Consider the following 9,065-nt stretch of genomic DNA (forward strand, 5'->3'; position numbering starts at 1 on the left):
AGTGGAGTGATCGCCAGCTGTGCCACCGACTATGATGTGCATGAAAGCCGCCGGTACAGGGTAAATTGCAAAACAGGATGGATAGATATCGACCAGGCCTACGCGTACAAAGGCCAGCGGCTGAAAACCTCCAGGGCCGATGGCAAAATGAAGCGCAGCGAAGAAATTATGCTGGCTGAAAACAACCAGTTTGCCGAAGAAATGGATCATTTCTCCGACTGCATCATGAATAATAAAAAGCCCTTTACGCCAGGAGAGGAAGGCCTGCAGGACCATATCATTATGGAAGCCATCTACGAATCCGCCAAAGAAGGAAAACCGGTGAAGATCAACGGTCTTGCTTCCGTAAACAACTGGAAGGGACCCGAGCCGGAATCCATGTAATTTACAGGTTGACTATTTAGGATAGTATAGGTATGAAGCAACAGCCTTGTGCTTATATTTATAATGAAACAGCATTTCAGGATGCTGTTTTTTATATGAACGGAGGTAAGGTCAGTCCGGATCATCAGATGGATCATCATTACTTTTATACGCAAAGAAAAAGCGGAAAGAATAGGATATGACATACTCTCAGATGATTCAGACAGTATTTGACAGTGCGGGAGGATTCAAATTTCAGGCAGGCTTTTGTTTAAGAGAGAAATACAGAGCCATCTGACAGGGTAAGCTTAAATTCCCCTATTTAGATAAAAACTTTTGGACTTCAGCCTGCCTTTTGCAGTCTGTAACTGCCTGATGTTTCGGATTTGCCTTGCCATATTGCCGGAATACAGGCTGATGTCCTTCAGAAATCATATCCGGTTTCATACTCAGGTACAGTACCGCCGCTGAAGAAGCGGTGGTTTCTCCAAAGTTGGTTCCCATAGTTGATGCCGGCCCGGAATCTGTAATTTAAATTTCCTGCGAAATTCGTTCTTAAACCATAGTCGGGATCAAGTGGATCTGATCAAATAAATGAACATCATTCCCGTTGGAAATGGCAAACCAGTCCGGGATATAGCGTACTTCCAGTCCAGGGTAGCTGGCAGCATTGTTCTCTGTATTCCTGTTATTATCGCTTTGTCTTGCAATATTAAATAAAATTCAGGCTGAAGGATAATCGCCGGATAAACGGCAAATCCGGTTTTGGCATACAGATCTCCGCCCCGGACGATGAAAGGCCGGCCTCTGCCCGTAAGGTCATTTTACCGGTGATACTGACCTCATGTAAAGATCGGTCCTGAATCATCCTGCCTGTGTCCCAAGATATTTCCCTGTACATCCGCATGCTGCGCCTTGCCTGTGAACGGCAGGGCACAAGCAGTAAATTAGATATCGAACTGAAGATGATTGCCTGTTATTTTGGGATTTTCCAGAAAACCTCAGGATCTGAAGTATGATAGGTGATAATTGTTGTTTCTTTTCCCTGATGCGTCTCGAACATACCACTGAAAACAGCGGTAGAATTTTCAGGAATCAGTTCTGCATATTTCATAATTTTTCCGGGAGTGCGCGTTTCGCTGTTAAACTCACTGTGCAACAGACTGATAAAGCGGTACAGATGTTCGGTCATAAATTCATCAATGTAGTAGGCAGTGCTGATTTTTCATGATGGTAATTCGCCTTGCTGTTCAGAAAAACCGGCTTTTTAAAGATGATCCGTTTCCTTACTTCTTCTATTCCCAGCAAATTACCGTTTTCGTTATAGAGAACAGCATTGTACTGAGGATCTGCCCAGATCCATTTGCCAAGTGAGGGAATGTAAACGCTGTTAATGACATGGCCTCCGTTGGGATGGTCCGCGTCCGCAGGGAAACAAATGACAATGCGGGATATAAAACCCATTGACAGGAAGATTTCATTCATGGCTATCGCCAGAGGGTAGCAGCCCTGTGCAAGTCCGTTCCTGCTGTAGGTATCGATAATATTCTGTGCATTGAGCACAGGAAGATTGTCTTCATCTTCATGAGGGACCGCATCATGCATCCATTGTAAAAGGTTGATGACTTTACTGAGGTCTGGTCCTTTTCCTGCAACCTGTTCCAGATGATATCTCTGCCTCAGGTCAGTCAGGTACTGGTTCTCAGGCCGCTGATAGGTAAAATCAGGAAATCCCTGCGGCTGATTCCTGGCGTAGGTGCTTTCAGCCAGCAGCAGTCTGTACCTTCCGGTATCCGCTTGATGATCATCTTGTGCATAATGAAAGATAGAGAGGCAGGAGAAAAATAGGCAAATCCATCTCATACATAGACTGTTTTGGTACTCAAAAAATTGAATGATGATCTGATTTTCAGCTCAGAAATCTTTTTTTCCATGTGCCCAGCGTATTCCTGCTGATGTTGAAATGTCTTGCCACCGATACATTATTCAGGTTATGCTTTTTCTGATAGTCCAGGATTTCAAAAATAGCGGTGCGGTCATAGGATTTATATTTCTGGTTGGCATTTCTGTTATTGCCTGAAGAAATCAGCTTATTCAGCCGGATGACATCCATTACGCTGAATTCATTTTTGTCAAGGATCGTATGGCACTTGGGCAGGTAATCAGGATATTTATCCATGATCATTTCGGTATAGATTCTTTTATAATCGGGAGTTGTTTTTTTCATATGCTTATTGTATTGTTTTGTATTCTTTTCTTACTTTTACGGCAATACCATTCTCAAAATATACAGCCAGATAGTATTTTTTATGGTTTGTACTATTGATATTCAGGGCGTAGGTCCAGCGGTTCACCATATGAGAGCAGGACTCATTCCTGCCGAGCATGGCTTCTACTTCTTCAGCCTCTTTTCCCCTGATAAGGTCTGTTTTCAGAAGTTCCTTGATGTAATTTCCCCTCCTGGCAGGTTGGGTTTTCCATAGATAGCTGTTAAATTTTTTTGCGGAAAATAAGTGGAATAGGGTGGATATTATTTCCATGAGTAACGTATTTCGAAATGTTCAACCAATTCTTCAGAAAAATAGAGTACCAGAACCCTTTTTCTGCCCAGCCAGCTTCTTTTCAGTTGATAAGTCCATACCGGAGCGGGATGATGGTTGCATTCGTTTCCCATTTCCTGTATGATTTCTTTTTTTGTCTTGCCCAGAAGATGGATATAACTTGTCATTGTATGTTTTTATTAAATTGAAATAAAGCTGTTGCCGCATCGATATCCGCTACTGCTGCAGATCATGGTGCCGCATCTGTTCTCAGCATCGGAAAGGCTACGGATCTATTTCTCAATTTCCGTTCTTTTGGAAATCCATTTATAGAGCGTGGTTTTGGGAATCCGGTATTCATCAATTACCTGAAGCTTTGTTTTTGTCTTCTTTTCAATGAGCTCCAGAATGTAATCAATGAGCTCCTGGCTGTAAATATTTTTACGGAACTGCGGCATGCTGCTGCCCCTCTTCTTACCGGTACCGGGGTTCTTATTGTGTTCGGGGGAATAAAGGATGAGATGGTGGCTGTAGAGCCGGAAGAAATCATAATCCAGAATTTTACACCATCTCAGCGTTAGCTTGGTGTCAAGGCTTTCGGCCTGGTACATTTTTTCAAGCTCCTCTTCGGTACAGTTCAGGAAATTGGTAAGCCGGCGAGATGAAATATCAAGTTCACGGGTACGTTTTCTGAGAAGCTTACCTAAGTGAAAATTTTTAAAATCCATAAGATACAATTTTATTTAATCATTTGTTAATTCTGAAAAGACAGGTTCCGCATCCCTTTATCCGGTTGCACAATTCTCACGAGCCGGAAGTGGATACAGCTGATAGACACCCCTGCTAAAATCCCAACTTGGTTATATAAAGTGAAATGCTCTATGCCAGAAGTGAAAGTTTCTCTTCTGCATTTGAAAAGAGCATCAGCCCTTATAAATCCTTTTCAAAAATATTGATTATGATTATTTTTATAAAATTTTTTCCGTATCAATTCTTATACAAAATTATAAAACCTTTAAGATAATAGCTGATAAATCGTATTATTTGCAAACAATGAGATGCTTGTGTGATAATTCATCATCGGTTGATTTGCTGGTTTGTATCAATGCGTGTTTGATGGAATAGATGATCTGAAAATTCTGTATGTGAGTTATTATCTACAATTCTTTGGTACCTCGCTTCAGCCGGCTTGGTTATAGCTTCTTACATGACGAATGAGAATTGCAACATCAGACAGGCCCGGCCTTCTGATACATAGAAGGTTCTTGATAGATAAATACTTATAAAAACCCGGCTGCAGGCATAAAACCCGGAGCCGGGAAAAAAATAATCGGAAATGGATGTTTTATCTTCTGCACTTTTGGTAAGTGCTCTGTGCAGACCGATACTGACTGTTCCGCATCAGGTTGAGACCATCCCGATATCGCATCAGGCTTACTTTGTTAATGACAACTATCGGATCGGGAGTGTGTACTACGCTGTAAAGGATGACGCTACAGTGCGGTAAAGATGGCCTTTACAATACGGTAAACAGGTTATATACCGTACGGTAGGAACAGGCTTTCCCTTACTGAACCGTTAATATTTTATCAAGAGTAGCAGTACGGGGTTCATTGAGAAGTTTTCCGGACGAATGTTGTGTCACCACTTCAATGCGGTAGGTGCCGGAAGGAAGATCGGGGATGACCACAATGAGTTCGGACGGATTGTTCATCACCATATCACTGGCTTCCACCGGAATCCTGGATTGGCTGGCAGCATCTATGAAAAATACGCCTACGGACGGATCGTTTCCGGAAACCTTGATTTTGCTTCCTTTGACCCTGAGGTTTTTCCCCGGAGTCAGCAGGTCATTTACCGTACCGCTCCTGATGTCTTTTACTTCAAGGATGATAGCGGCACTTTCCGCTACGCCCAGGATGCTGACTTCGATGCCGGGGATTTCAGCCCTTAGTTTTTCTCCCTGGTTGAACTGAAAGAGGATACTGTGCTTCTTGGTGTCATAGGCTTCCGTGGCGGAGTTGAGGACTCCGCGGATCTGGGTATTGGCAGTGAAGTATCCGGTATTGACGGAATAGCCGTCGCAGAGCTGGTAGGCCATCTCTTTCAGGAAAAGCTCTACGGCATGTTCCATGGCCGGAGCCGATACATCGGCACCGCCTCTCCGCACGGCAGTCTCACAGATCTGCTTTACGTTCAGCGAGCGCTCACTCACGGTACGGGCGATAAAATCGTTGGGATCGGGGGTCAGCACATTATCATACAGATAAGCTTTGATTTTGTGTAATACGGACATAAGATAAAAATGTTTATAGGGTTTAAGTTCCGGCAGGACGATCCTGCCGTATGGTTATGTTTTTTTACTAGAGATCTTCTTCTCAGTCCACCTCATGGTTTTCGGTGTATCCTTTTTCACTTACGGAAATCTTCCCGCCCTGGGAGCAGGTGCAGAAGCTCTGTTGGGTAAGAATTTTCATCCCGTTGATGGTATCCTTGGAGGAGGTATTCATCCATGCACCAATCTCGGGCTTACAGTTTTTCTGAGTCACACTGCACATCCCGAATGCCGGGATGTTCACTTCAGCTTCTTTATCTTTTTCGGTAGCAATCAGTTTATTGTCGGCTTTGCAGAATTGCTGGCTGGTAACGGAAAGCCTGGCAGGGGAAGCTCCTTTATCGCAGCTCAGCTGCGCCTGTTCTGTTATTTTTGCGGGCATAGGATATTTTTTAAGGATTTTTACAGGTGTTGCTCTTATACCGGAGGGTATTTCTCATCATCCGGAAAGGTTTCCCTTGCAGGTTACGGATGGTCATAAGTATTCAGACAGACCTGCTTTCTGCCATTTTGCAGGTTTAGGACTGTTTTTCTTTTTCATAGACCAGTTCACGCGGTCTGCCGGGATGCTGGAGGATAATCCGTTCAAGGACTCCGTTGCTGCCGTTAAGGATCATAAGGAAGGTTCCCGATTTGTCTTGATAGGTTCCTTTGAAATGAATGATGTAATAAAATTCTTTAAGGTGGCGGTCTCTGTATCTTTCGATACAGGTGTCATCAGAGAGAAGATCGATCTTATGATCAAAACAGACTTCCAGGACCTGATGCGGGGTAAAATGAAAGCCTTCCTCTTCATCTTCGGCAGATTGTAATTTTCCGTTATCATCAAAGATATACCGGATCCCCACCACAGCTCCTCCGTTACGGAAGGTCACCCATTTACATTTGATGATGCCTGTGGGTCCATACTCTTTATACACCGAAAAACAACTGCCTGAACGGGTACTGAGCGAAACGAACCAGCTTCCCTGGGCTCCTGCAGTACATTCGATAGCCATAATGTTCTTAATTTTCTCGGTTTTGGGCGAACCTTCGCTGTTGCCGGCATAGAATTCCCGGATATTGAAGTGTTCTGTTCTGTTGTGAATCAGCTGGGTAAAATCTTCTGGTTTCATAGATAGAAGGTGATTTTTATGGGTGACTACTATTTTTCAAAGGGCAGCAAAGCCCGTCTGTATGATGGCTGTTGTTACTCCTCCGGAATATGCGGAGTTCAGCAGTCTCTTCAGCATCTTCTGCTGGGGATTACCGTCTTCTGACAGCCCTTGCATGCCGTTGCATGATTTTCCACTGCCAATGAAAAGTAGCGATCCGGGAGATGTTTTCATCCGGATAATCCATCACATTATCCGTCTTTCCTGCTTTGAATATGAACTTATTGTCCATATCGAAGGTATGCTGTAATCCCAGGCAGTGCATCAGCTCATGGGCAATCACGCCAGCATCATATGATTTAAAGATAATAGCAATGTCCTTTTCAGGATGAGCGTTGCTTTCACTGGGAGAAATTCCCTGCAGGACTTCAGAGTCATGGGTAAACAGCTGATCGATAAAAAATACTTTTTTAATACCGGAAAAATTCATCCCGGGATAAGCGGCCTGCAGCTGCCGGTCCAGCAAGTCCCGTAATTTCTGTGTTCCGCGAAAAGATTCTCCCGCATTGTCGGAGTACAGTACGTACTGTGCCGGAAAAGAGTAGTTTTCAATTTGCATCGCTTCTTTCCAGATGATATTGAAAATTTCATTGAAAGCAGTCTTTCCATTAGGGACCGTTCCTCTGCCTCTTCCCGCATCCTCACTCATGTCCAGCATAAGGGATCTCATGAAAACAGGCGTAATGTAGGCTTGCCTGAATAATTGCCGGATGCGGAGTTCATCAGCAATATTCCGGGTATTCATTCCCGATTTACCATCCCCTATATCCGTAATAACATGTACAAAAATAACAGGTACTTCGTAAGTAGTCTGGTTTGCTTTAATTTTGAGTCCACCTGCTATTTTTTTATGGCTTTTAAAGGTTCCCGGGTATATTGCATTTACTTTAATGGTGCTGTCTGTGGAAAATGCTCTGCGGCAGGTAACTGTCAGGGGAACGGTATGGTTTCCTTCCGCCATCGGAAAGGGCGGATGGACGATCTCGAACTTGGATTGATCATATTCAAGTTCAATACTGACCGGCACCTCACGGATATCGATCATCATGTTAAGCACTGCAGAAGAGAGATGCCGGGTAACAGGATCAGGAGGATACAGCGTAAGATAAGGTAAAGCATAAGAGCGGGACTGTACCGAGCCGTCCGGAAAAGTATGGTTATACACATAATGGGAAAAACTGGAGATCAGTTTCTGGTATTTTGTGGGATCCGGTACAAAATCATCATTGTCTATTCTTCCAACAATGTCAAGATAGTCTGAATCACCGGGCATACCTGTGTCTTTAGCCCTTATCCAGTCAAAACCGAAGCCTCTGCCGTTCCAGGTTTTTTGTGGCCTGAAGTTGACGATGCACCTTCCGTCCATTTTCTTTTCCAGGGGATTGTAATCCCTCGGGATATTGGAGTGGCTGTTTCCGTCTTTTCCCAGCACGTGGGTGGAGCCTTTGCTGTTGACGGTGGTCTGCTGATCGGAGTGGATCATCAGGCTTTCCATGCCGGCTATGTTTGTCATCCTTCCCTGGATGGTGGTTTCCTCTTCGGACAGAAGGCTGGTCTTGCCGCTCTGGATGTCCAGGTGCACGGGTACCGACATTTCCATCAGCGGGGTGGAGAATACCGCTCCCGACATGATGTGGAAAGCCGCCAGATTGCCCGACATGAACTCCATGCTGTTGCCGGTTTTTACTTCCAGGTTTTTGCCGGAGCTCATGATGATGTCCTTTCCGGCACTGAACTCCATATTGCCCGGTGCCGTCAGGCGGATGTTCCCTTTCCCGTCCATGAAATAGCTGTTCCCGCTGGGGTCTTCAATGGTCAGGCTTTTATCCAGGTCATTCATCAGGACCCTGATTCCGCTCCGGGTCTGGATGGATTTGAGGTGGTTGGCGGTGCCTCCTCCGCGTCCGTTTTTCCCGTGGAACATTCCGCCCATGGCAAAGGGGAAATCAGGATGGTGGTATTCAAAGCCTACCATTACCTGGTCTCCGACCTCGGGAACGGCTACAAACCCGCGGTTCTGCTGTACGGCGCCGGTTCCCCCGGCGTCGGGGCTCATCATGCGGATGAAGTGGGTGGAGGCATTTGCGTCCTGCCACTGGAACCGGACCCGGATCCTTCCCTGGCTTTGGGGATCGGTGTTGGAAACAACGGTAGCCACCTGCGGGTCGGCTTTGGGATCGTTGAATTCCGGTCTGGGCAGAAATCCGGTTCCCTCGGCAATAGCCTTGAATGATCCCTTGTAGTTTCCCAGGGCATCCACTTCGTGGGAAATTTCGGTGACCATGATTCGGGTGAAATAGGAAGTGGTATTGGAATGCGGCTGCCTCATTTCCAGATCGGCCACGGATCCCGGGTAGAGGAAAGGGATCATGGTTTCCCCGGACACGGTGAAGACTTCAGTTGCCGCGCTGCCGCGGGAACTTTGCTGCGAGTGGTCTACATCGAGTTCCATATTGGCGTTGAGCGGTACGGGGACCTGTGACTTCGTTGTGAAGATGTTTTTATTAAGCTCGTAAGCCTGTGCGGCCGTCTCTCCGGGATGCTTCACCGTGTGGTCAATGCCTTTCATCTTTTGGTCGGTACTGCTGTTATAGCCGAAGAAGGCAGGTTTTGTATAGACCGTATTGAGCTCTACGCTTACTTTACTGACGCTGCTTCCATAAGTGAGAGTCA

11 protein-coding genes are annotated in these 9,065 nt (G+C 45.4%); 1 reads left to right on the forward strand and 10 read right to left on the reverse strand.

Going from position 1 to position 9,065, the window contains the following annotated elements:
* A partial coding sequence (locus tag QZ735_RS18885; RefSeq protein WP_294251987.1) for a Gfo/Idh/MocA family oxidoreductase occupies positions 1-384 on the forward strand: 384 nt, incomplete at its 5' end.
* 955 nt (positions 385-1,339) lie between these two features.
* On the opposite strand, the gene QZ735_RS18890 is transcribed toward QZ735_RS18885, so the two are convergent.
* The 10 genes from QZ735_RS18890 to QZ735_RS18935 all read right to left on the reverse strand — a co-directional run.
* On the reverse strand, positions 1,340-1,477 hold the full coding sequence (locus tag QZ735_RS18890) for a hypothetical protein (protein WP_294251989.1): 138 nt from the start codon (positions 1,475-1,477) through the stop codon (positions 1,340-1,342).
* A gap of 74 nt (positions 1,478-1,551) precedes the next feature.
* Complete coding sequence (locus tag QZ735_RS18895) at positions 1,552-2,226, reverse strand: transglutaminase domain-containing protein (RefSeq protein WP_294251991.1); 675 nt, start codon at positions 2,224-2,226, stop codon at positions 1,552-1,554.
* Positions 2,227-2,272: 46 nt separating this feature from the next.
* Positions 2,273-2,590, reverse strand: a complete 318-nt coding sequence (locus QZ735_RS18900; RefSeq protein ID WP_294251993.1) for a helix-turn-helix domain-containing protein — start codon at positions 2,588-2,590, stop codon at positions 2,273-2,275.
* 4 nt (positions 2,591-2,594) lie between these two features.
* The gene (locus QZ735_RS18905; RefSeq protein ID WP_294251995.1) at positions 2,595-2,903 is read right to left on the reverse strand and encodes a hypothetical protein; all 309 of its coding nucleotides are present in this window, start codon (positions 2,901-2,903) and stop codon (positions 2,595-2,597) included.
* Positions 2,894-3,091 carry a hypothetical protein gene (locus tag QZ735_RS18910; protein WP_294251997.1) on the reverse strand — a complete coding sequence of 66 codons (198 nt, stop codon included), beginning with the start codon at positions 3,089-3,091 and terminating at the stop codon, positions 2,894-2,896. Before QZ735_RS18910 ends, QZ735_RS18905 begins: the two co-directional genes overlap by 10 nt.
* A gap of 105 nt (positions 3,092-3,196) precedes the next feature.
* Positions 3,197-3,631, reverse strand: a complete 435-nt coding sequence (locus QZ735_RS18915; RefSeq protein ID WP_294251999.1) for a transposase — start codon at positions 3,629-3,631, stop codon at positions 3,197-3,199.
* Between the two features lie 839 nt (positions 3,632-4,470).
* On the reverse strand, positions 4,471-5,199 hold the full coding sequence (locus tag QZ735_RS18920; protein ID WP_294252001.1) for a DNA-binding domain-containing protein: 729 nt from the start codon (positions 5,197-5,199) through the stop codon (positions 4,471-4,473).
* Positions 5,200-5,281: 82 nt separating this feature from the next.
* Positions 5,282-5,620, reverse strand: a complete 339-nt coding sequence (locus tag QZ735_RS18925) for a DUF4280 domain-containing protein (RefSeq protein WP_294252003.1) — start codon at positions 5,618-5,620, stop codon at positions 5,282-5,284.
* 136 nt (positions 5,621-5,756) lie between these two features.
* Positions 5,757-6,353 (reverse strand): hypothetical protein, encoded by a 597-nt coding sequence (locus QZ735_RS18930; protein WP_294252006.1) that lies wholly within the window; start codon positions 6,351-6,353, stop codon positions 5,757-5,759.
* 130 nt (positions 6,354-6,483) lie between these two features.
* The coding region (locus tag QZ735_RS18935) for a phage baseplate assembly protein V (protein ID WP_294252009.1) at positions 6,484-9,065 on the reverse strand (2,582 nt) is incomplete at its 5' end.

This window comes from uncultured Chryseobacterium sp., assembly GCF_913776365.1.
GTDB lineage: Bacteria > Bacteroidota > Bacteroidia > Flavobacteriales > Weeksellaceae > Chryseobacterium.